The organism is Pyrococcus horikoshii OT3 (assembly GCF_000011105.1).
In the GTDB taxonomy this organism is placed as follows: Archaea; Methanobacteriota_B; Thermococci; order Thermococcales; family Thermococcaceae; genus Pyrococcus; species Pyrococcus horikoshii.
Window position 1 is genome coordinate 549,744 of record NC_000961.1, and the last position, 22,631, is coordinate 572,374.

24 protein-coding genes, 1 tRNA gene and 1 pseudogene are annotated in these 22,631 nt (G+C 42.4%); 15 read left to right on the top strand and 11 right to left on the bottom strand.

Going from position 1 to position 22,631, the window contains the following annotated elements:
• Positions 1-24: 24 nt before the first annotated feature.
• On the bottom strand, positions 25-762 hold the full coding sequence (minD, locus tag PH_RS02870; RefSeq protein WP_010884711.1) for a cell division ATPase MinD: 738 nt from the start codon (positions 760-762) through the stop codon (positions 25-27).
• A 170-nt stretch (positions 763-932) separates the two neighbouring features.
• On the opposite strand from minD, the gene PH_RS02875 reads away from it, so the two are divergent.
• Positions 933-1,790, top strand: a complete 858-nt coding sequence (locus PH_RS02875) for a DMT family transporter (protein ID WP_010884712.1) — start codon at positions 933-935, stop codon at positions 1,788-1,790.
• On the opposite strand, the gene PH_RS02880 is transcribed toward PH_RS02875, so the two are convergent.
• Positions 1,787-2,785 carry a cell wall-binding repeat-containing protein gene (locus tag PH_RS02880; protein WP_010884713.1) on the bottom strand — a complete coding sequence of 333 codons (999 nt, stop codon included), beginning with the start codon at positions 2,783-2,785 and terminating at the stop codon, positions 1,787-1,789. The two genes, PH_RS02875 and PH_RS02880, sit on opposite strands and share 4 nt — an antisense overlap.
• A gap of 134 nt (positions 2,786-2,919) precedes the next feature.
• Between PH_RS02880 and PH_RS02885 the strand changes: the two genes are divergently transcribed.
• Both PH_RS02885 and PH_RS02890 read left to right on the top strand, forming a co-directional pair.
• Positions 2,920-3,297: a 30S ribosomal protein S6e gene (locus PH_RS02885; protein ID WP_010884714.1), complete on the top strand. Its 378-nt coding sequence runs from the start codon at positions 2,920-2,922 to the stop codon at positions 3,295-3,297.
• Positions 3,298-3,396: 99 nt separating this feature from the next.
• The gene (locus PH_RS02890) at positions 3,397-4,161 is read left to right on the top strand and encodes a hypothetical protein (protein WP_231833728.1); all 765 of its coding nucleotides are present in this window, start codon (positions 3,397-3,399) and stop codon (positions 4,159-4,161) included.
• Here PH_RS02890 and PH_RS02895 read toward each other — a convergent pair.
• The 3 genes from PH_RS02895 to PH_RS02905 all read right to left on the bottom strand — a co-directional run bounded on the left by PH_RS02895 (position 4,127) and on the right by PH_RS02905 (position 5,828).
• Positions 4,127-4,873, bottom strand: a complete 747-nt coding sequence (locus PH_RS02895; RefSeq protein WP_010884716.1) for a DUF2110 family protein — start codon at positions 4,871-4,873, stop codon at positions 4,127-4,129. The genes PH_RS02890 and PH_RS02895 overlap by 35 nt on opposite strands.
• A 6-nt stretch (positions 4,874-4,879) precedes the next feature.
• Positions 4,880-5,455, bottom strand: a complete 576-nt coding sequence (gene tfe / locus PH_RS02900; RefSeq protein WP_048053176.1) for a transcription factor E — start codon at positions 5,453-5,455, stop codon at positions 4,880-4,882.
• A 91-nt stretch (positions 5,456-5,546) separates the two neighbouring features.
• The gene (locus tag PH_RS02905) at positions 5,547-5,828 is read right to left on the bottom strand and encodes a hypothetical protein (protein WP_010884718.1); all 282 of its coding nucleotides are present in this window, start codon (positions 5,826-5,828) and stop codon (positions 5,547-5,549) included.
• 105 nt (positions 5,829-5,933) lie between these two features.
• On the opposite strand from PH_RS02905, the gene PH_RS02910 reads away from it, so the two are divergent.
• From PH_RS02910 to topA, 3 genes are all read left to right on the top strand, one after another.
• A tRNA-Lys gene (locus PH_RS02910) sits at positions 5,934-6,011 on the top strand.
• Between the two features lie 49 nt (positions 6,012-6,060).
• Complete coding sequence (locus tag PH_RS02915; RefSeq protein ID WP_231833712.1) at positions 6,061-8,052, top strand: DUF460 domain-containing protein; 1,992 nt, start codon at positions 6,061-6,063, stop codon at positions 8,050-8,052.
• Entirely contained in the window at positions 8,049-10,109 is a 2,061-nt protein-coding gene (gene topA / locus PH_RS02920; protein ID WP_010884720.1) for a DNA topoisomerase I, read from the top strand. Before PH_RS02915 ends, topA begins: the two co-directional genes overlap by 4 nt.
• On the opposite strand, the gene PH_RS02925 is transcribed toward topA, so the two are convergent.
• A complete protein-coding gene (locus tag PH_RS02925) occupies positions 10,096-10,557 on the bottom strand; it encodes a hypothetical protein (RefSeq protein ID WP_010884721.1) in 462 nt (153 codons plus the stop codon). The genes topA and PH_RS02925 overlap by 14 nt on opposite strands.
• 58 nt (positions 10,558-10,615) lie before the next feature.
• Entirely contained in the window at positions 10,616-11,095 is a 480-nt protein-coding gene (coaD, locus tag PH_RS02930) for a phosphopantetheine adenylyltransferase (RefSeq protein ID WP_173026571.1), read from the bottom strand.
• Positions 11,096-11,147: 52 nt separating this feature from the next.
• Between coaD and PH_RS02935 the strand changes: the two genes are divergently transcribed.
• Positions 11,148-12,470 (top strand): acetate--CoA ligase family protein, encoded by a 1,323-nt coding sequence (locus PH_RS02935; protein ID WP_010884723.1) that lies wholly within the window; start codon positions 11,148-11,150, stop codon positions 12,468-12,470.
• On the opposite strand, the gene PH_RS02940 is transcribed toward PH_RS02935, so the two are convergent.
• Positions 12,467-13,624, bottom strand: a complete 1,158-nt coding sequence (locus PH_RS02940; RefSeq protein ID WP_010884724.1) for an aminotransferase class V-fold PLP-dependent enzyme — start codon at positions 13,622-13,624, stop codon at positions 12,467-12,469. The two genes, PH_RS02935 and PH_RS02940, sit on opposite strands and share 4 nt — an antisense overlap.
• A gap of 54 nt (positions 13,625-13,678) precedes the next feature.
• On the opposite strand from PH_RS02940, the gene PH_RS02945 reads away from it, so the two are divergent.
• From PH_RS02945 to PH_RS02955, 3 genes are read left to right on the top strand one after another with little or no spacing between them, the layout of a single operon-like run.
• A complete protein-coding gene (locus tag PH_RS02945; protein WP_010884725.1) occupies positions 13,679-14,431 on the top strand; it encodes a Nif3-like dinuclear metal center hexameric protein in 753 nt (250 codons plus the stop codon).
• A 42-nt stretch (positions 14,432-14,473) separates the two neighbouring features.
• Positions 14,474-15,361, top strand: a complete 888-nt coding sequence (map, locus tag PH_RS02950; RefSeq protein WP_010884726.1) for a type II methionyl aminopeptidase — start codon at positions 14,474-14,476, stop codon at positions 15,359-15,361.
• On the top strand, positions 15,361-15,777 hold the full coding sequence (locus PH_RS02955) for a GIY-YIG nuclease family protein (protein ID WP_048053177.1): 417 nt from the start codon (positions 15,361-15,363) through the stop codon (positions 15,775-15,777). Before map ends, PH_RS02955 begins: the two co-directional genes overlap by 1 nt.
• Before the next feature lie 20 nt (positions 15,778-15,797).
• On the opposite strand, the pseudogene PH_RS02960 reads toward PH_RS02955, so the two are convergent.
• A pseudogene (locus PH_RS02960) lies at positions 15,798-17,077 on the bottom strand (RNA-guided endonuclease InsQ/TnpB family protein).
• Positions 17,074-17,229: a hypothetical protein gene (locus tag PH_RS09870; RefSeq protein ID WP_010884685.1), complete on the bottom strand. Its 156-nt coding sequence runs from the start codon at positions 17,227-17,229 to the stop codon at positions 17,074-17,076. Before PH_RS09870 ends, PH_RS02960 begins: the two are co-directional and overlap by 4 nt.
• Before the next feature lie 1,017 nt (positions 17,230-18,246).
• Here PH_RS09870 and PH_RS02965 point away from each other — a divergent pair.
• The 5 genes from PH_RS02965 (at position 18,247) to PH_RS02985 (ending at position 21,133) form a co-directional block, all read left to right on the top strand.
• Positions 18,247-19,056, top strand: coding sequence for a ZIP family metal transporter (locus PH_RS02965; RefSeq protein ID WP_010884730.1), 810 nt, complete (start codon positions 18,247-18,249; stop codon positions 19,054-19,056).
• Positions 19,057-19,133: 77 nt separating this feature from the next.
• The gene (locus PH_RS02970; protein ID WP_010884731.1) at positions 19,134-19,679 is read left to right on the top strand and encodes a 50S ribosomal protein L16; all 546 of its coding nucleotides are present in this window, start codon (positions 19,134-19,136) and stop codon (positions 19,677-19,679) included.
• A gap of 53 nt (positions 19,680-19,732) precedes the next feature.
• Positions 19,733-20,080: a 6-pyruvoyl trahydropterin synthase family protein gene (locus PH_RS02975; RefSeq protein WP_010884732.1), complete on the top strand. Its 348-nt coding sequence runs from the start codon at positions 19,733-19,735 to the stop codon at positions 20,078-20,080.
• The gene (locus PH_RS02980) at positions 20,074-20,838 is read left to right on the top strand and encodes a 7-carboxy-7-deazaguanine synthase QueE (RefSeq protein WP_010884733.1); all 765 of its coding nucleotides are present in this window, start codon (positions 20,074-20,076) and stop codon (positions 20,836-20,838) included. Before PH_RS02975 ends, PH_RS02980 begins: the two co-directional genes overlap by 7 nt.
• A gap of 10 nt (positions 20,839-20,848) precedes the next feature.
• Positions 20,849-21,133, top strand: coding sequence for a hypothetical protein (locus PH_RS02985; protein WP_048053178.1), 285 nt, complete (start codon positions 20,849-20,851; stop codon positions 21,131-21,133).
• Here the strand turns inward: PH_RS02985 and cysS are convergent, their stop codons facing one another.
• Positions 21,134-22,564 carry a cysteine--tRNA ligase gene (gene cysS, locus PH_RS02990; RefSeq protein WP_010884735.1) on the bottom strand — a complete coding sequence of 477 codons (1,431 nt, stop codon included), beginning with the start codon at positions 22,562-22,564 and terminating at the stop codon, positions 21,134-21,136. It lies immediately after the preceding gene.
• Positions 22,565-22,631: the final 67 nt, after the last annotated feature.

Sequence of the window (22,631 nt, forward strand, 5' to 3'; positions counted from 1 at the left end):
AGAATTAGACTAGCCAAATAAATTTTAGTACATTATCTTAGCCTTAATGCCTGCGAGCTTGTCAACTTCCTCTGCAAGCTTTATGAAAGCTTGAGCACCTTTGCTCTCTGGTTTATACTTCACAGCTGGAATACCCTCCAAAGTCCCCTCCCTTATTACGGGATCCTCAGGTATAACCGCTAATAGGGGAACATCCATAACATCCTGGGCCGCTTCGGGAGGTATATCCCTTTCTGATCTTCCATACCTATTTAGGATGAACCCAAGGATCGCCAATCCGGCTTTTTTTAATACCATTCCAACCTTCATGGTATCCGTAAGACAGGAAATCTCAGGGTTTGTCACTAGGATGGCTTCCTCTCCACTGAGCATTGCGCTCATTGCATCTAACTGTAACCCAGCAGGACAGTCTATCAGTATGAAGTCGTACTTTCCCTTTAGGGATTTTATTACCTCCGGTAACTTCCTTGGATCGGCCTTTATGACGTGCTCCCAGTCGACGGCCCCAGGGAGAATGTAAACATTTTCAAATTGAGTCATGTAAATGGCATCCTCAAGCTTTGCATCTCCTGCAAGAACGTCATGGAGGGTTATGTTGACATCATCAACTCCAAGGACGAGGCTTAGGTTGGCCATCGTTAAATCACCGTCAACGGCTAGAACTTTCCTTCCCATTTCTCCCAGGGCTACCGAAAGGTTAGCCGTTACAGTGGTCTTTCCCGTCCCACCTTTTCCTGAAACTATTGAGATGATCCTGGTCATGTTTAAACCTCCTTGGTTCTGCTTTGATAATCGGATGATATGACAATTTAACTCGTCTTTAAGGACGTTAAAGTAGCTTGAATATTTATTTCTTTTGGAATCAGTCTGAACACCTTCTCAAATTAATATCGAAACGTTAAATTTTTAAATGAATTGAGATAGTTGCGAACATGCTACTTGGGGTTTTGCTGGCCCTGACATCGGCATTCTGCTGGGGTACATCCTCAGTTTTAATAAAGGTAGGGCTAAGAGGGAAAAGTCCCGTCTCAGCCAATTTAATAAGGCTCTACTTCTCCTCAATCTTATATTTCTTGATATTCTACTTTGGTGGGAACTATAAGGAGATAGCCGGATTACCTTTAGAATATCATATCCTCGCCTTTATTTCAGCTCAGTTCGGATTCGTAATAGGAGATTACTTCTACTTTTCAGCACTTAAGCTTCTTGGAGTTTCAAGGACTGTTCCTATAACCTCAACGTATCCGTTGTGGACTATAATTTGGGCTTACTTATTTTTGGGGAGAAGCGTAACTTTAAGAATTATTACCGGGGCCGTTCTCATAGTCATCGCAATAATCATGGTAGGTAGGGTTGAGAGCCAGGAACATCTTAGCTACAAGGGGATTTTATTTGCTCTAATAACTCCCATTTTATGGAGCATAGCGATAGTGATAATGGACTGGCTCTCTAATTTCATCTCTTCCCTAACCTTGGCCGGATTAAGGATAATATATGCAGCGGTGGGGGTTACCTTCATTTCAGGAAAATTCATAGGGGAGATAAGGAATTCAAATTTAGTTGAGGTATTAATAATCTCTACTGCTGGCTTACTGGGCCTTGTTGTCGGCCAGTACTCCTTCGTAAAATCAGTTTCCCTCCTAGGATCTCAGATAGCCACGCCCATTACTGCTATAAACCCAATAATATCTACAGGTTTAGCGATAATATTTCTCGGAGAATCTCCCAACTGGAAGATAATAGTTTCCCTTATCCTGGTTGTTTTGGGAATTTGGTTGATATCCAGTTAGTCTATTTTTATCTTCTTAATAACCCTAACAATAAAGGTCTTTCCACTTTTTTCTCTCTCTACTATGCCCTTTTTCTCTAAATCTTGGACTATCCTACTTATCGTTGGCCTGGAATAACCAACTATCCTGGGAAGGTCTTCCTGCTTAACCTCTCCCCCCCGTTCCATAATGGCCTTCAATACGGCTAGCTCTTTTTCATTGAATTGCTCTAAAAATTCTGACATTCTCTCACTTCTCCTCCTCCATAGGTATAGGATCACGGGAGCTAAGATTATGAGTGTAACAATCATACCAAGGAAAAAAGACTTTGATCCTGAGGATTGAGGTGGAGAAGAAGTAGTCGTTTCTATTGGTGGAGGCTCTATATCCCTACCGATCCAGTAGGTTTCATATCCCATTCCTTCAAGTGTTTTTTCTATCGTTTCATTTATTCCAAATCCAACCAGGATCACTATCTTTGCATTGAGCTTTTCAATTCCACGAAGGGCGCTTGGAGAGAGCTGATTCTCCCACGTTAGCAAAATTGGACATTTGTATTCCATGGCAAACTCAGCGGCCGCTAGGGTTGATCCATAATCCCAGGCGCTGGCTAGTATTACCACTTTACTCCCGTTCTGATAAAAGTGCAACGCTAATTTTTCTGCTGTTTCTGCTCTATCGGCCCCTCCTATTCTCGTGACTGAGAATCCCATATCTCTTAACTCTTTCTCAACGTCTAAGCTTACAGCGTTCGTATTCCCGATTATGAGGACTTTATCTCTTCCCAACTGAATGTAAGAGTAAAGTTGAGCCTTAGTTACAGGATCCAGCTCTTTTGGATTAACTGGCAAAATAGGAGCGTTTATTAAATGAGAATAAGGTAGTGAGATCAGGTAATCGATTAGATCATCGTTCCTTACAATTATCAAGTCGTAATTATCATTGATAGCGAGAACAGAATGCCAAGTAGCAAGGATGAGCAGGAGTCCAATAATTAAAGACGGAATCCTTTTCACGCAATCACCTCCCAGTTTGAATGTGACAATCTTGAAATAGTTAAACCTCAAGGTTTTTAAATCATTTAAGGTTTCATGATTCGGACAAGGGAAACCCCGATGAATCCCGCTGATGAGAGTGGAGGTGGGAGGAAATGACCACGTTCAAACTCGTAATTTCAGATCCAAAGAGTGGTATTGCTAAGCAAATAGAGATCAGTGGGGCAAATGCTGAGAAGCTCATAGGAAAGAAGATAGGAGATCAAATACCCGTAAAAGAGCTTGGATTAGACCTTAAGGCCCTCTTCGGCAAGGACTTTCCAGAGGATGTTAAGATGGAGATAAGGGGAGGAACGGATAAGGATGGCTTCCCAATGAGACCTGACATTCACGGGCCAAGGAGGGTAAGGATACTCCTATCAAAGGGCCCAGGATTTAGGCCAAAGGAAAAAGGCGAGAGAAGAAAGAAAACCGTTAGGGGAAACACCATTAGTCCTGAGATAGTTCAGGTGAATGTTAAACTGGTCTATTGAGTTAAACTTTTAATTCCTCTTCTATAACTATATTTTGCGCGGCTCAGGCCGGGGATCCCCGATGCAATGGGGCCGCGCTGGACCAGGCTACAAGTCGAGGTGTTGATTTTGCAACTCCCCCCATATTTAATTGCGGTGATCTCAACTTTACTAATGTCACTCACAATTATGACATCCCCCGAAACTACATACTTGTTAGTGCTCATCTTAATATGGGTATTACTTGATCTAACAAAGTACCCACTCCTCCTCATAGCTCCCATGGTATTTCTATTAGTCCCAAAATATGCAAGGGGGCTCGGTATTCTCGTTTTTGGATTGCTATTGGCATCTCCAAAAATAAGAGTAGAACTCACGAACTATGAAGTCTTGAAGCTCTTCTCCCTCTCCCTCGTCATACTACTGTTGATATCCCCAAGGCCCAGGAATACCATCGCTAAAATTCTTTGGCTGGCAACGGTAGTTTTAGGCTCGGTAACTCTTGATGTGTTGACCCCAATTGCTCCCCTTTTAGTTGTGGCGTATTTCCTCGCCCTTCCCAGGGATAGGCTTGCTTACCTCTATTCCATTTTTACGGTGACCGGATTTTGGGTGCTTTACAGATATGGATTATTTTCCTTCCCGACTCCCTCGCCTCCACCAAGATGGATCTATGAGGCAATATTAATTCCCGTATTGGTGATAACATACTCAATTTTAAAGGAAAAAGGTGAAGTGTTAAGGAAGAAGCAGACCCTAGTAATTTTACTCCTCGCACTTTTGATGACCCCATTTATTCGAACTAATGAAGCTGAATTTACTCTCCTTCTCTCAACGGCTAGCGTTAGGCTCATTGCTTCCCTTCCTCATGAGGAAACTTTATAGCCCCTATTTTAGCGGATCTTATATATGGGCCAATTTCCTTTATTATCCCTGGAGCATGGGTTCCCCTCTTTAGGATCAGCATAGTTTCCATCAATCCCAGCTCCTCAATCCTTTTAACATCCCTACTGTGTCCAGTCTCTACGAGGGCCCTTTCTATGTTCTCACTTATTGTACCTACAATGAAGAGCTTATCGTGATTATCGCTTGTCCATCCCTTGATCTTTTTGACCCATCTATCTGTTAGGTAAACCTCAATCTCCTGGGCTAGCTTTTCAACTTTATTGACGAAAACTTCAACAGGTAGGTAATCCACCCAACCGAATTCTCTAATCATCTGCCTTACCGGCTTTTCTCCAAACGTTCTCTTAAGCCAATAAAGGGGAAGAAGGGCATCTTTTGGCCTTGGACTTAGTATCCCAATGTCAACGTAAGCACCATATCCAACTTTTCCTAGTTCTATAAACCTCCCCACTAGCACGTCTCCTTCATTGACCTTGGATAATGAATAGGGGATCTCACCAAACTCCTCCCTTATTAGATTAGTAGAGATCTCAGAATCTTCACCCTCAACCTGTATTTTTACCCACTGCTTCTTGGTAACGGAAATCTTCCACTTGACATCCAAATCTCCGAGAAGTGATTTTAACTTCTTATTGAGCTTGTCAAATCCACTTCTATCCCCATAGATCTTTTGGGGGATGATAACTTCCATATTACTTCACTTTTTCTTGCTTTTTTTGGATCTTTTCTTGCTTTTCTTTCCTTTCTTCTCCTTTTTAGGTGGAGCTCTTAGTCCGAGTTCAATCTCTAACTCCTCGATCCTTTTCTTTAACTCCTCAATGACAGCTGAGTTGTCATACTGGTGTAAGATCTCCCCACATATTGGGCATACGAATCCGTATTCAAAGGCTTCATCAAATGTTAACTTCGGATGATCCGGATTGCCACAGTGATAATATACTTCACTCGTCTCTTCCTGAAGCATCTTTTTCAGCTTTTCAAGCTCCTGCATTTTTCTAGCTCTTATTATCTCTGGTAATCTTTTTGTTTCTATGTGCCAATAGTAGTAATACCACCCTGTTTCATCATCTTTTACCCTTCTAAAGTCGGCTAGCTTTGCATCATATAGAGCATATAATATTTTCCTAACTGTGTTAACTCTTATCCCTGTAATCTCCGCTAATTCTTCGTCTGTGGCCTCGCCCTTTTTTTCTAAGGCTTTAATTATCTCGACAGCCTCATCTCCCCCAATGTCCCTGCCGATCTCAAGCAATTCCTTGTTTCTTTTTGACATTCTCTGTTCTCCCCCCACAGAGTTTTCCTTCCCAACAATTTAGTATGTTTGAGAGAGTATAAATACTTTAGGGAGGCGATAAGAAGGGGTGCTATTTCGTTAGATATTCATCGACGAGCTCCTCTGCTGAAGGCTTATATATTTCTAGTACTTCAATGTCCTCTATGACGTTACCTTCCCTTAGCTTCAGCTTAACCTTACCCCCGTATACCTGAAGATCCAGGAGACCGTAAACAACATCCTCTGCTTCTATAGGACTCTTGAACTTCATGATATATTCTCCATCCTCCGTAATGAGCTTGACCCACCATTCATTCTTCCTCTTAAAGGGTCTTGTAACCTTTGGCTTGAACTTATCAATGATTACTTCCAATTATGTCACCCCCACCTCTCTGAGGTTACTGGGTCTATGTGGGTTATCACCCTAAGTGTCCACGAAAAAGCTTATAAAACTTCTGCTGAGTTAAACATCAGGGGTGGGCCGGTAGCTCAGCCTGGTCAGAGCACCGGGCTTTTAACCCGGTGGTCGCGGGTTCAAATCCCGCCCGGCCCGCCAAGTTTATTTCTTCAAAATGAAGACTTAATATATTTCCTGGGGAGAGGTGGTGACTATCCTTATTATAGGGATAGATATAATCAGCGAAAATCCAAAAAAATTCGCAGTAGTAAGCTGGTTCAATGGAAAAATTGAGAAAAAGGGAGAATTTACCCTTTACCGACTCTTAAAGTTCATTAGATCAAAAAGACCCGATATCGTTGCAATAGATAGTGTTACCGAGCTTGGTAATGATCTTAAGAGGTTCTTAAGAGAACTTCCTGAGGGGACTAAATTAGTTCAAGTTACGGGAAGGCCAGGAGAACAAAAATCCCTCTGGAGTCTTGCAAGGGAATACGGAATAAGAGTTGGGGACAAGTTTGATCCATACGAGGAAGCAAAAGTTTCGGCCCTTCTAGCCTCGAAGGGAGTAGGATATGAAGTTTTAGCTTTCGAGGATGAAGTGTTAATAACGGTAACTCGTGGAAGAAGCCAGGGAAAAGGAGGATGGAGCCAAGATAGATATAGGAGAAGGGTTCACAGCTTAATCCAGGCAAAGGTCAGGGAAATTGAAGAGGCTTTAAGAAGGGCGGATATTCCATTTGATTTGGAAATTGAGGAAAGAGATTATGGCGTCTCAAGGGGTGAGTTTAGAGTTTACGCTGGTAGAGAAGAGCTAGCAGGGCTTGTAAAACCGATGAGAGGAGGAGATGTTGAGATAAGAATTCAACCCGTTGAGAGAAAAGTGCTGGAATTCGTACCCCTAAAAGCTGAAACCGCAATAGAGGAGAGGAAGAGTATAATAGTGGGATTGGATCCTGGGATAACTGTTGGGATAGCTGCTATAGATCTGGACGGTAACATTATATCCGTTTACAGTGAGAAGAACATGGCCCTAAGTGAGATTGTTAGGTTCATAAGTGAGCTTGGTCATCCCATAATAGTCGCTACCGATGTGAATCCTGCTCCTGGACTCGTTGAAAAAATAGCAAGATCTTTTAAAGCCCAGCTTTTCGTTCCCAGGGAAAGTCTGAAAGTTGAGGAGAAGAACGAGCTTCTGAAAAATTTAGGGATTAGCGTTAGCGATGATCATCAACGAGATGCCTTAGCCGCCGCTTACAAAGCTTATCTAAGATACAAACCCAAGCTGGAGCATATAGAGGCTAGACTCAAGGAACTTGGTCTTTGGAAGAAGAGAAACGAGATAAAAGCCCTAATTCTATCTGGTTACAGCCTAGGAGAAGCTATAATGAAAGTTAAGACCCAGGAGAAACCAAGGGAAGAAGTAGTAACTGAAAGAGAGGAAAGCGTGGATATAAAACCTTACTTAAAGAGAATAGAAGAGCTTGAGAGAACTGTAGAAGAGCTAGAGAGGGAAAACTCTGAGCTTAAGGCTATTATAGAGGAACAGAGAAAAATAATTGAAAAACTTGAAAGGAAGCTCGAGGAATTCGATGAGAGAGTTAGATTTAAGGTCCTTAAGGAGAGGGAAATAAGGGCCAGAGACGAGAGAATTGCAATCCTTGAGAGGAAACTTAGGGAAGAAAAGAGAAAAGTCGATATTCTAGCTAGAAAGTTAGCACAGACAAAGAAAATGAGAAGGCTAGAACTCAGCGGTAAGGTTATGCCACTTAAAGCTTTAGAAACTCTTACTTGGCGAGATATAGAGAAGTTAGAGGAGGAAATAGGCATAAAGAAAGGAGATGTGCTGTACGTTGTAAATCCCGCTGGAGCTGGAAAAAGGATAGCCGAGTATTTGATTAACAAGAAGATAAGGGCGTTGATATCTCAAAACCAGGTGCCAGCTATAATAGCTCAGGAGTTCTGGCGGGAGAGAATTCCAATATTAATAGAAGGGGAAGATATAAACGTTATAAGGCTGGATGAATTCGTTGTCGTTAAAAGAAAAGAACTTGAAAGGGCAATTGAAGAAAAGATAAAAGAATTTGAAGAAGAAGAGAGAAGGAAAGAGCTTGAGGGGATTTTAAGAGTAATAGAAGAGTACAGAATTGAGCGAGTGAAGGAGCTCAGAAGAAAGGCCGAGGAGGAAAGGAAGCAATGATCTTAATAATAGCGGAAAAACCAAATGTTGCAAGGAAGATAGCTGGGGCACTTTCAGAGAGGAGGCCAATAAAGAAGTCTCTCTTCGGCGTTCCCTACTATGAAATTTTCAGGGAGGGGAAAAAGCTAATAGTAGCTTCCGCAGTTGGTCACCTCTATGGTTTAGCCCCCAAGCGGGATGTATTTGGTTATCCAATATTCGACATTGAGTGGGTTCCAGTTTACATAGCCGAAAAGGGTAAGGAGTACGCAAGGGAGTATATTAAAGCCCTCTCGGTTCTTGCTAAGAGGGTGAGAGAGTTCATAGTTGCATGTGACTACGATACTGAGGGAGAAGTTATAGGTTACACGGCCCTGAAATACGCTTGTGGCGTTGATCCTAGGGTTGCTAAGAGGATGAAGTTTTCAGCATTGACCAAGAGAGATCTATTGAATGCTTGGCGAAATCTCGAGCCAACGATAAACTTTGGGATGGCAAATGCTGGAATCGCGAGACATATCCTAGACTGGTACTGGGGGGTGAACCTCTCAAGGGCCTTAACGCATGCTATAAAGAAGGCTTCGGGTAAGTGGGTGGTGCTAAGCACCGGTAGGGTTCAGGGGCCAACTCTAAAGTTCCTAGTTGAAAGGGAAAGAGAAATACAGAGTTTTGTTCCAAGGCCTTACTGGGTTATCAAACTGATATTTGAGAAAAACGGTCAAAAATTTACTGCCAACTATGAAAAAGACAAGATATGGGAAGAGGAAGAGGGAAAGAGAATAGTTTTAGAGGTTAAAAAGAGCATCCCAAGAGTTTCTAATGTAGAGATAAAAAGACAGAAGAGAACTCCCCCTCATCCCTTTGATCTCGGTACACTTCAAAGAGAAGCCTACTCAGCTTTTGGCTTTAGCCCTAAGAAAACTCTTGACATAGCTCAGAGCCTATATGAAAAAGGATTCTCGAGCTATCCGAGAACCGAAAGCCAGAAGTTACCCAGGAACATCAACTTTAGGATGATAATTCAAAATCTTGCAAAGATGCCTCAGTATAGGCCTTATGCTCATATCCTACTGGGATTACCAGAACTTAAACCAGTTGAGGGGAAAAAGGAAGATCCCGCTCATCCCGCTATTTATCCAACGGGAGAAATTCCTAGGCCGGGGGATCTAACGAAAGATGAAGAAAAATTATATGATATGATAGTCAGAAGGTTCCTAGCTGTATTTATGGAACCAGCGATTAGGGAAAGTGTAAAGGTTACCATAAGGGCCGGCCCCCATAAATTTTTCTTGTCGGGTGGGAGAACGGTTAAAAAAGGTTGGCTAAGTGTCTATGGGAAATATGTGAAATTCGAGGAAGTTACGCTCCCTGAATTCTTTATTGGTGAGAGGATAAAGGTAATTCAAGTTAAAAGAGAAAAGAAGAAAACTAAACCTCCTGCCAGGTATTCTCCCGCTGCCGTGATAAAGAAGATGGAAGATCTTGGCCTTGGGACTAAAGCTACCAGAGCTCAAATCCTTGAAACCCTTTATCAGAGGGGTTACATTGAAGGTAAGAAGAGCATTAAAGTTACACCTCTCGGGATGAAAGTTATAGAAACGTTGGAGAAGTACGTTCCCGAGATCATAAGTGTTGAATTAACTAGGGAATTCGAGAAGAAGATGGAGTTGATAATGGAAGGGAGGCTCACTAAGGAGGAGGTAATAGAGGAAGCCAAAGAGAGGCTTACCAAGATCCTGGAGGAGTTTAAAAAGAGAGAACTGGAGATAGGTATAGAACTCGCTAAAATCGTCGTTGGTGAGGATGAAGTTAAGCCCCTTGTAGTTGGTAAGTGTCCAAAGTGTGGCGGGGATTTAATAGTTAAGTACAACAAGAAGACAGGAAAGAGGTTCGTTGGATGCTCAAATTGGCCGAAGTGCGATGTAACTTATCCGATCCTTCAGAGGGGAGAAATAATACCTACCAATAAGACGTGCTGTAATGGTGCTCCGGTAGTTATAATCAGGGAAGAGGATGGGAGAGAATTCGAAATATGCCTCGACATTAACTGCAAGGACTGGAAAGCTAAATCTCATTAATCGAAACCAGCTTGAACTCGTTTAAATGGAGCTCTTCAAATTTCATCCTATACCTCTCTCCACCTTTAACGGTTATTACTTCAACGAAATCATGCATTGGAGTGATCCAAACAACCTTATAGCCTAATTTCTCGAGCCTAGATTTAAGGTCACCCATTATAGTTGACCCCGGTTTTAGTCCCCTGTTTTCTATCAAATTTAGTACATCGATGAATAGTTTATATGCTTTAGTTTCTTTAACTGGCAGTATAAAACATATTTTACTCTCATCATTTACGATTAATTGCTGTTCTTTATCTGCATATGTCACTATTTGAAGAAAGATACCCTCTCCTTGGGTTATTTCACCAATAATATGGGGAATACCATAATTAAGCGAATCTTTAATTTCTGGTATTAACTTTGATATTTCTTTAAAGAGATTTCTCTTTATCGTTGCTGTTATCATACGATAAATAGTTTAATTTCCAATTTATAAATATTAGCTTGAAAATGTTGACTATCGTTCAACTCCTGGGCTTCATCGGATTTCCAAAGGGATCTATCAATCCAGCCCTTATTAGGGAAGAACTTATCTTACATCCCAACTTACTTTTGATTATCGGTATCACTATTATCTCTAGGGGCTTAAGGCCTACCTCCTCCCTCGCCCTGTTCACAATTAATGCCCCTTTATAAGTCTCTTCGCTAACTACAATGGCCTCAAGGCTCCTTATCTCAGTCGTGAACCCTATTGCATTGTTTATCTTTATTATCCTATAACCCTTGAAATTGTTAACCTCCAGGAATTCTATTAAATCCTTGAGCCTCCTTTCATATGGGAGTATCTTCTCCGCATAGGGCTTTTCTTTGACCATTTCGTCGGAAGTTAAACCTATGTAGACTATTTTTCCAACCTCGAACGCCTTCCTAAGTAGGGCCTTATGCCCTAGGTGAAGCCTGTCGAATGTTCCACCAACGACAACTTTCTTGAACCTCTTCATCAAGTTTAAAACCGTGATAAAATTAAAAACAATTACGAGGAGGAGGTGAATCTCCATGGATTATTTCTTTTACCCAAAGAGCGTCGCAATCTTCGGATCGTTTAGAAAGGGCTCGATAGCAAGGGAGATACTTAGGAACATAGTTGAGGGAGGATTCGAAGGGAAGATAATTCCTGTCAATCCAAAAGGAGGAGAAGTAGAAGTTTCTGGAAGGAGATTTATCATTAAAAGAAAGCTTGATGAGTTCGTTGATGTTTCAATAATCGTCATTCCAGCTAAACTCGTTCCTGGGCTTATAAGGGAGCTAAAAGGTTTAACTAAAGGTGCTGTTGTAATATCTGCAGGCTTCTCAGAGGTAGGAAACGTTGAACTCGAGGAGGAATTAATTAGGGCCGCTAAGGAGTCCGGAATAAGGATAATAGGGCCTAACTGTGCCGGTATCTTTGGTGTTCACGGTAAGTTCTTTGGCTCTTTTGAAGTTCGCGTTAATCCTGGGGGTCTCGCCTTGATAAGCCAGAGTGGTGCTTTCGGTGGAGCGGCCTTAGCTATGGGAAATGAAGAGAACGTTGGCTTTTCAGCTTTCGTAAGCTATGGGAACGCTGCGGATCTTGATGAGAGTGATTTTCTAAGATACTTTGCGGATGATGAAAATACCAAAGTTATAGCCCTCTACATAGAGGGCGTTAAAGATGGAAGAAAGTTCTTTGAGGCCCTAAAATATGCCACCTCAAAAAAGCCCGTGATAATACTTAAGGCCGGGAAGAGCAAGAGTGGAGCTAAAGCAGCTCAAAGTCATACAGGTTCCCTTGCAGGTAGCTATGAGATATATCAGGCTGCCTTTAAGCAGGCTAATGCAATTGAAGTTGAAGAGATGGAAGAGCTTTTCGATGCTGCAAAGGCCTTTGAGATGTATAAGGAGGCTGGATCTAGAGTTGCAGTAATAACGAACTCAGGCGGCCCTGGGGTTTTAGCTACTGACAAGCTTGAAAAGTTAGGCTTAGAAATTGCCCAACTCTCCGAGGATACGGTTAAGAAACTAAGGGAATTCCTACCTCCCCAGTGCTCAACTAAGAACCCCATAGACCTCATAGCCGATGCGGATTACGAGAGGTACAAGAGAACGATAGAGATCGTATGCCAAGATGAGAACGTGGATTCTCTCCTAGTCATATGCGTCCCCCCGATATTCATCCCAAGTGAAGAGATCGCTAGAGCGATAATAGAGGCTAAGTGCGATAAACCGATAATAGTGAATTTCATGTCCGGGGAGCTGGTTGCAAATGGGGTAAAACTGCTGAATGATCATGACATAAAGAACTTCCCCACCCCAGAAAGAGCAGCTAAAGCTCTTTATTGGCTCTCAAAAAGGAAAAGCTAAAGAAGAGACTCCATCCCTTCAGCAAACTTCTCTATATCATCTTTATTGTTATAGAAGTGCGGCGAGACCCTGATCCCATGGATTCCCTTTGCTCCTCTCTGGGAAACTATAATCTTATCCTCCTTCAGTTTGTTAACAATCTTTTTCTCCTCTTCAAAGTCAAGTCCCATAATTAAAACTATCTGAGAGCTACCAAGCGTTTTAAATCCCTTCTCGTTTGCCCATTCCTTAACCCTCTCAGCTAACCTTAGGTTATTTCTTTCTATTTTCTTAATCCCAACATCGTTAATTAACTCAAGGGAAGCTTTAAGGGCTACAGCAGCTAGATATGGAGGAGTCCCTGGATCTAACTTTCTTGCATCTTTTCTAACTGGGAGCATTTCCCAAAGATCCTTATCCTTATCTCCCCACCACTCCGACCAGGGAACTGGAGGTTCCGTATTTAGCAATCCTAGAACAGGTTTGCTTTCCTCTATGAATCTATTCGAGAGGAACATGACTCCACTTCCCATGTTTGGGTTAAGTAACCATTTCTCTCCTCCCGCGACTAGGATATCAACTCCCATCTTCTCGGGATAAACCTCGAGAGCTCCCAGGGATTGTACGGCATCGACGATAACCCAAGCTCCATGCTCATGGGCGATTTCCGCTATCTCTTTTGTAGGCATCCTTTGTCCGGTTATCCATTGGACATCGCTAAAGACGACTGCAAATGTGTTATCATCTACGGCCTTTTCTACATCGCTTAAATCGTAAATCCCCCCATTATTTTTAATAACCTTGACTTTTATCCCTGTGAGCTTACTGTAACTGTTTACTATCGCTGAGATCGTTGGAAATTCAAGGTCGAAGGATACGATATTCATACCTCTTTTAGGCTTGAGGGCCAGTAAAGCCCTCTTTAGTCCATCCGTTGTCTGTAGGCTTAGGGTTATATTCCTATGTGAAGTCTTCATAAGTTTAGCAGCTTCCTTAAGTGTTGGTTCTAGATAAATGGTATCCATAACTTCCACTGCATTTATACCATCCTTGTAAGCAAGCATACTCAAGAAAAACTCCGCTATATCTTCTAGAACGTTTAGAGGGAGTAAACCCAATCCAGCTGTGTTCAGGTATGCGTTAAATTTCTTAAGCGCTGGGAATAGATCCCTCATAGGACCACCCCTTAAATGTCTGATTTGGTGTAAAAATATTTCGGGGGATTACGTATGGATAGGGATGAGATAGTTTCCTTCCTGGATGAGTTCCTTAACATATCGGCTTACCCAGATAAGTCAAAGAACGGCCTTCAGGTCGAGGGAAAAGAGGAAGTCAACACTATAGCCTTTGCCGTGGATGCATCGCTTGATACTATACTTAAGGCCAAGGTCTTCAACGCCGACATGCTGATCGTTCATCATGGGATAATATGGGGAGGCATTTCCTACGTGAGGGGCTTGATAGCTAAAAGGTTAAAGGAGTTACTCGTAGCTGGGATTAACCTTTACGCTGTTCATCTCCCCCTGGATGCCCACCCAGAAGTGGGAAACAATGTTCAACTATTAAAACTCCTAAACCTTGAAGCAAAGGAGCCTTTTGGTGAATACCATGGAGTTAAGATCGGTTACATAGGCGAATTTGACGAGCCTAAACCACTCCCGTTAATTGCTCAAATCTTAGCTGAAAAATTACCTGCAGAATATGTAAAGAGCTATGAATTTGGACTCCAGGAAGTGAAGAGGATTGCAGTGGTCTCTGGAGGTGGAGGATTCGCGATAGAGGAAGCAAGTAGAAAAGCAGATCTCCTGATAACTGGTGAGATAACCCATGAAGATTACAGGGTAGCTGAAGATCTTAGGGTCAGTGTAATAGCCGCTGGACATTATGCAACAGAAACCCTTGGAGTCAAAGCTCTAATGGGTGTTTTAAAGGAAAAATTTGGTGTAAAAACCGTATTCATTGATAATCCAACGGGCCTCTAGGTTTATAAGTTTATCTTCAAATCGTGGAATTAGGGTGATCTAATGGATGTTGACAAGCTTATTGAAGCCGGTAAAATAGCTAAAAAGGTTAGAGAAGAAGCCGTTAAACTTGCAAAGCCAGGAGTTTCGCTCTTGGAACTGGCAGAGAAAATTGAGAGTAGAATAGTTGAACTTGGAGGTAAGCCAGCTTTTCCGGCAAACCTTTCCCTAAATGAGGTCGCTGCCCACTACACTCCTTACAAGGGAGATCAAACTGTTCTCAAAGAGGGAGACTATCTAAAGATAGATTTGGGAGTTCATATAGATGGATACATAGCTGATACTGCTGTAACCGTTAGGGTTGGAATGGATTTTGATGAACTTATGGAAGCTGCTAAAGAAGCCCTGGAAAGCGCAATTTCAGTTGCAAGGGCCGGTGTCGAAGTTAAAGAACTCGGGAAAGCAATAGAAAATGAAATTAGGAAGAGAGGCTTTAACCCCATTGTAAACCTTAGTGGGCATAAAATAGAGAGGTACAAGCTTCATGCTGGGGTAAGCATCCCCAATATCTACAGACCCCACGATAACTATGTCCTCCAGGAAGGAGATGTCTTTGCAATAGAACCCTTTGCAACAACGGGTGCGGGGCAAGTTATAGAAGTTCCCCCCACGTTAATATACATGTACGTCAGGGATGCCCCAGTCAGGATGGCCCAAGCCAGGTTTCTGCTTGCTAAGATAAAGAGGGAGTACAAGACACTTCCCTTTGCTTATAGGTGGTTGCAAGGAGAGATGCCCGAAGGGCAGTTAAAACTAGCCTTAAGATCCCTGGAGAGATCCGGGGCCTTGTACGGTTACCCTGTGCTAAGGGAGATAAGGGGAGGAATGGTCACGCAGTTCGAGCATACAATAATAGTTGAAAAAGACTCCGTGACTGTAACAACGGAATGATGAAGGGCTCTTATCTTTTAGTTATTTTTCTTGACAAGGATGAAGTCGTCAGGACTAAAGCTAGAGAATTTGAGCTTACGAGAGGATATTACGTCTACGTGGGTTCCGGAATGAATTCCCTTGAAAAAAGAGTTCTGAGGCACTTCAGCAGAAGGAAAAAACTTCATTGGCATATAGACTACTTACTTGAGAAAGCTATTCTCCTCAGGGCTTATCTCATACCTAGCAATGAAAGACTCGAGGAGAGGATCTCCTTGGAGATAGGAAAGTATGGAACTCCAGTCGAAGGGTTTGGATCCAGCGATTTAAAAGTGAAGAGTAACCTTTACAGGTTTAACGTTGAGCCCGATGAAGTGATAATTAGGGTTCTCAAAAAACTTGGTTTGAAATGGGTTCTGACCTTCTCCCCGCCGTGAACGGCGAGGGTTCCAACGATTCAACCCCTCGCCAAGTGCGGGGAGGTTTGAGGGGTCTCATTTTTACTCCTCAACCCCTCTGGCCGGGCCTTCGGCCAGTTACCCCTACCTGCCGTTAAACCCGGCAGGCTCGGGGTTATTGTTTTCACAACCTTCTTCAAAATGTTGAAAGCTCCAACCAAGTCGGCATTAAAGGTAAGCCCCGTCTCGGGACACTTAAATAGTCCTCGAACAAACCTTGCCCCTTGTGGGGCTTCCCGCAAACGGGGCAAAGCTTAGAAGTGAAAGCCTCATCCACAATCAAAACTTGAATACCATACTCTTCCGCAACTTCTCTCAAGCGTTTAATGACGTAATTAAACCGCCAAACGTGGGAAAGGAGATAATTCTGCTTTTTACCCTTATCAGAGTTCCTGCTAATGCCTTTAGGATAGCCCACCACAATTCTGGAAACTCCGAGGTGGTAAAGCTTCTCAACGGTTCTCCTAATGGCAGTGTTAATGTAGTGTTTAGCCTGAAGTTTGGCCTTCTGGTGCATTTTAGAGAGCTTTCTACCCTTCTTTACCCCGCTTTTATTGAGTTTTGACTGGTACTCTGCAATCCTCTTCCTCCAGTAAAAATCAATGCTTTTCAACGGTCTCCCATTAACTAAAAAACTCTCCCCATTCTCCACATAAACGGCCATTAGATTGTTCACTCCCAAGTCTATTCCCGCTGAAAGGTTGCCTAGGGGTTGTCTCAGGACTTCAACCCATTCTCCACCATAAAGTTTCTCCTTCACCGTGTATGAAATGTGAGCGTACCACTTCCGCCTTATTGGGTCGAAAGTTATCTCTAACCTTCCCTGCTTTCCCTTCAAGTGGATTCTCCCCTTAAACTGAACTTCCAGTCTCTTGAATTTTCCAAGGCCTTTGAGGATGAGCTTGTTTCCCTCAATCTTGTATTGGTCGTTTCTTAGAATGATTAAGCCCCCTTCCTTAACGTACTCCGGTGGTTTTGGCTTGAACCATTTTGGAAGTTCTCCGTTTCTCTTGCTCCTGATTAGTGAGAAGAATGAACGCCAAGCATCAGCATTCTTCCTACAAATTTGTTGAACAGTTGCTGAGCCGATTTCGGATTTAAACTCTTCATAAACTATCTTCTCGGTTTTGAGGAAATCAACAGGTTTGCCTTCAAAGAATTCTTGCCTGCGAAGGTAGTTCACTTTGTTCCAAGCTTTAGAGCTAATAATGGCTAACTCTTTGAGGGTTTCTTCCTGGGCTTTTGAGGGCTGGAGTTTTACTGTTACTGTTCGCTTCATTTTTCCTCGCTTTCGACTTTTTTAATCCAGAGTTTCATGGCTTCGGTTACCGCAACACCTAAAGCTCCTCTGATTTTTCCGTATTTTCTCTCCACGAGTTCTCTGAACTTCTTTTCGACTTCATCATCAACGGAGACATTAATAACCCCCATACTAGTATGGTTTGATTTAAAAACTTTTCGGCGATGTGCTTTCCTACCCTCAGGCTGGTTTTTCGATTACTGCATCCCCGCCCTAAAGGGCGAGGCTTTCGAAAGAAAAAAGTAAGTGAAGCTGTCCAAGCGAGAGCTATGGTAAAAGAGGAATTTGGAGAGAAACCCATTTGGTGGGTTAGGCAGGGAAGCCCAAGTCCAACCTGTGCTATTACCTCTCCTATTGGTATTGTGACTTGTTGGTTTGAGGTTCAACCTACCGAAATGGTTCATTTACTCGGCATGTTTACGAAAGAGAGTTCACATCCGACCGGATATTGTAGTAGCTAGAGGGCATTTTAAGGATATAAGTGAGGTGAAATCCATAGATCTCCTTATAGAATGTAAGGAAGATCCTGTTGATGAATGGAGCTCTGAAGTTCTTCGACAAATTAGGGGATATCTCCAGAATTTTAGGCCTAAGACCTTTGTGCTTGCATCACTAGAGCCTGTACCTTCATGGATAAAATCTAACCTAGAAAGAATGGGTGTAAAGTGCATCGACTCCTTGAGACCGGGAGAAAACCCTCTATAGAACTATTTAAAGACATCGTGAAGAAATCCCTTGTTTAGCATAAGGCTGAAAAGAGCTCTACTGGTACTTTAGCTGTAGGGTGCGTGAGCGTGACAAGCCTTAAATTGGGGAAACACATATCTCGAATAACGAAAATGAGATTACCCAAGAAAATAACCCTCAATAATGAGAAAGCAACTCTTAAGAGGAATTTTAAGCAGTTTGTATAAGATGAAATTTAAGAGTCCAAGAAGGAAAGGAAAGAGTCTAATGCCCAGACTTCATACTTCTCTTGGAGAACAAGCGTTTCGACTTGGTCTTCGAGTTTAAGGTAGAAAATAATTAACTTGGGCTTTGAGGTTGCTAAGATATAGATAATTTTCCTGGTTACCCACTTTTTCATCGGAATTGTCATCACTAAAAGGTTTTTAAGTTCAATAAATAGATGGTTCCTGGGAGTCTAAATGCTCGAAAACTTGCTCTCGACCTTGTCCTCTTGGTTACTTTTGGCATCTCATGGAAACCTAATTATCGTGGCAGTTTACGCTGGTATTTTTGTAGCTTTAATGACGACGTTAGGAGCTTTAATAGCAATTTTTGCTAATAGGATGCCCGATTGGGGAATGGATGTCAGTTTGTCTTTTGCCGCTGGAGTGATGATAGTAGCGAGCTTTACGAGCCTAATACTTCCAGCAATAGATCTAACGGGAAGCTTTACTCCCGCTGGTATCGGTATTTTCCTGGGGGTTCTTTTAATATATGGAATTGATAACTTTATACCTCACGAGCACATTATTAAAGGGTATGAAGGCCCTAAAGAGTTCAAAGAGAAGCTTAAGCTGGTGTGGCTTGTGGTACTAGCGGTGATAATCCATAATCTCCCAGAAGGGCTAGCCGTAGGGATATCTATAGTTTACAATTTAAATGCAGGTCTCGTAACGGCGATAGCTATTGGGATTCAGGATTTCCCCGAGGGTACCGTCGTTTCCCTTCCCTTAGCAACGATCCAAAAGAAGCGGCTAGTGCCCATACTCCTTGGAGCTCTAAGTGGTATTGCTGAGATGGTAATGGTGATATTAGGGGCATTCTTATTCTCAATCTTTAAGTCATTCTTACCCTATGGTCTTGGACTTGCAGGTGGAGCAATGCTTTACGTCACCGTTAAAGAAATGATTCCGGAGATATATAAGAGGCAAGAGAACGAGAAATTGGTAACGCTTGGTTTCTTCTTGGGATTTTACGTCATGCTTTTCCTGGACTCAATGTTGGGATAAACCCATTCATCCCAAAACTTTTATAAGCCTAGAAACCTGGTAGGGAATAGGCTTCATTATCACCAGGAGGTGAGAAGATGGCCCTAAGACCAGCTAAGATTGACAGGTACGTTGATAAGCCTGCTTATACTAGGAGGGAATATATCAGGGGAGCCCCTGGACCGAAGATAACGATCTTCGACATGGGTAATCCGGCTGGTGACTTCGAGTTCGAGGTAGCCCTTCACACTGCTGAGCCAGTTCAAATAAGGCAGAATGCTCTCGAAGCAGCTAGGCAGCAGGTAAACAGATACCTTCAAAAGAACGTTGGTAGGAGTAACTATCATTTCAAGATAAGGGTTTATCCCTTCCAGGTACTAAGAGAGAACCCGATGGCTACCGGAAGGAAAGCCGACCGTTATGGAAATGGAATGAGGAGGCCCTTTGGAAAACCGATAGGACTTGCGGCCAGGCTTAAGAGGGATCAGAAGATACTTAGCATTAGGGTTAACAGGCAACACCTTAAGTTTGCCATCGAAGGTGCAAGGAGGGCCGCAATGAAGTTCCCATGCAAGTGCTATTACAGGATTTACGATAAGGAAGGGAATGATGTAACAACAAAGATTCTCTCCCAGGGTTTATAACTCGGCCTAAACTTTAATTACCTATCTTATCCTTTTTATCATAGGGTGCTCTAATGAAGAGCAGAATAATAGTTAGGACGAGTTTTGATGCTGCACATGCTGTTAAAGTTGGGGATCACTGGGAAGATGTACATGGGCATACCTTCTTCCTTGAGGTTGCCATTGAAGGGGAGATAAAGAACGGTTATGTCATGGATTTCCTTGAACTTAGGAAGATAGTGGAAGAGATAACGAAGGAACTGGATCATAGGAACCTTAATAACATTTTTGAGAATCCAACTACCGAGAATATTGCACTCTGGATAGGGGAGAGAATTAGGGATAAATTACCGCCTTATGTAAAGCTGAAAAGAGTAGTGCTGTGGGAAGGAAAAGATAACGGGGTGGAATTGGAGTGGTAAAGCTAATTTTAGCAGAAGTTTTTAACAGCTGGCAGGGTGAAGGAGGTAGCGTTCCTGGGAGTGCATTTGGAAGGAGGCAAATATTTGTGAGGTTTGCAGGTTGCGATCTTAGATGCATCTGGTGCGACTCTTCTCAATTTATAGATGCTTCCAAAGTTAAGAAGTGGAGGATAGAGGTCGAACCCTTCTCCGGGAGATTTGAATACAGGGAAAATCCCGCAAGTATTGATGAAGTCGTTGATGCAATCTTAAAATTAGATACGGGTGATTTACACTCCATAAGCTATACTGGAGGAGAGCCGACGCTTCAAATAGAGGGTTTATACATTCTCATGGAAAGGATGAAAGGGCTAGGTTTTGATAATTTCCTTGAAACCCACGGTGGACACCCGGAATTGATAAAGAGGGTATCTTACCTAACTGACTATGCGAGCGTTGACATAAAGGATGAGAGTGCTAGGGCTAGTAGAGATTGGAGGGGATTAGTTCTTAAAGAGGTTGAGAGCATAAAGATATTAAAAGAGGCCGGGGCAAAAGTTTATGCAAAACTCGTTGTCACGAGAGAAACAAAACTGGAGAACGTTAAGTGGTATGCAAACCTCCTAAAGGGGGTTGCTCCCCTAGCGATACAGCCAAAGGAACCTATGGATATTTCGATGGAGTACCTCATGAAGTTGTATAGGGAGGCCGCTAGGATAATGGGAAAAAAGAACGTTGGCCTAAGTTTCCAGGTTCATAAGTATCTTAAAGTCCTTTGAGGTGAAGATAATGGAGGATGTGTTTGAATATTTGAACTTACTCAGGGCACGAATGGAATTTACTGAAAAATTTTATGGATTCAAGATGAACTATCTCCCCCTATATTTTGAGGGTGATGATATAATAATCCTGGATAAGAATGATGGGAAAATTAAGAGGCTAAAGGATAAGAAGCCATTATCCCAGGAAGAACTAAAGAAGGTGTTGCCTAAAATAAGGGAGAACATAGAGAGTGGATTGATAGACACCTTGATAACCCTAAACTTCCAGTATATCTATGGTCCCGAAGATTGATCATACCTTTATTCTCTTCCATATCGTTTCTTTTCCTTTGTCTTCAAGCTGTATTCCGAGTTTTCTCAGTTCTTCTCTAATTTTATCTGCAAGCTCAAACTTCCTCTCCTTTCTAAGCTCGGCCCTAACTTGAATTAAAAGCTCTATAAGCTTCTCTTCTTCTTTGGCCTTTTCCTCCTTGAAGTATTCCTCAAAGATCCCGAAAATTTCTCCAACGGTTCTGAAGAACTCCCATGCTTTTCTTAGTACTGATTCCTTTGGCTTCTCCGCTTCCGTTATATATTTGTTTATTGCATTGCTAACCTCAAATACGGCTTTTAATGCTTCCGCTGTATTAAAATCATCATCCATAGCTTCATAAAACTTTCTTCTGGCTTCTTTTATCGAATTGTAAGCTTTAAAATCATTTTCATCCCACGTATAAGCGAGCTCCGCATTCTCCATTGCAATCCTTATGTTTTCGAGCGTGTTATAGAGTCTTTCCAGATTATTTTTGGCGTGCTGTAATCCCTCTTCGCTGTAATCTAAAGGGGAGCGATAGTGCTTTTGAAGGACGAAGAATCTAATAACTTCTGGACTGTACCTTTGTAGTAGTTCCCTCACCGTAACGAAATTACCCAAGCTCTTACTCATCTTCTCCCCTTTGACCATTACAAAGCCCGTATGAAGCCAATAATGGACCCATTCGTGACCAAAGCAGGCTTCGCTCTGGGCTATCTCATTCTCATGGTGAGGGAATATTAGGTCATTTCCTCCACCATGTATATCAAAGCTCTCTCCTAGGTATTTACTACTCATAACTGAACACTCTATGTGCCATCCAGGCCTTCCCTCCCCCCAAGGGCTCTCCCACTTAGGTTCTCCCGGCTTTGCTTTTTTCCAGAGAGCAAAATCTTCAGGATTTTTCTTTCCTTCCCCAGGTTCAACTCTCGCTCCCTTTCTGAGCTCTTCCAATTTAACCCCGCTTAACTTTCCATATTCTTTGAATTTCTGGACTTCAAAGTAAACCCCATCACTTCCCTCATATGCATATCCTTTCTCCTTTAATCTTTCTATGAACTGAATTATATCCTCTATATGCTCCGTAACCCTTGGATAAATGTCGGCCGGCTTAACTTTCAGGGCTTTCATGTCCTCTAAAAACACCTTTATGAATTTCTCAGCTAATTTCGCTGGATCCTCACCTGTTTCCTTGGCCCTTCTAATTATCTTATCATCTATATCTGTAAAATTCATTACCATTAGAACGCTGTATCCCTTATGTTCAAGATATCTCCTTATAACGTCAAAGGCTATGTACGTCCTCGCGTGACCTAGGTGGGGGTAATCATAAACAGTAGGCCCACAAACGTACATCCTTACCTCTCCCTCATTTATGGGTTTGAACTCCTCCTTTTGCTTCGTTAAAGTGTTGTAAATCCTCAATGTCATTCACCCTTCACCTCCTTAATCTCCATCCAGGAATTTTATTAGGATGTCGGTTTTGGCAACTATGAAA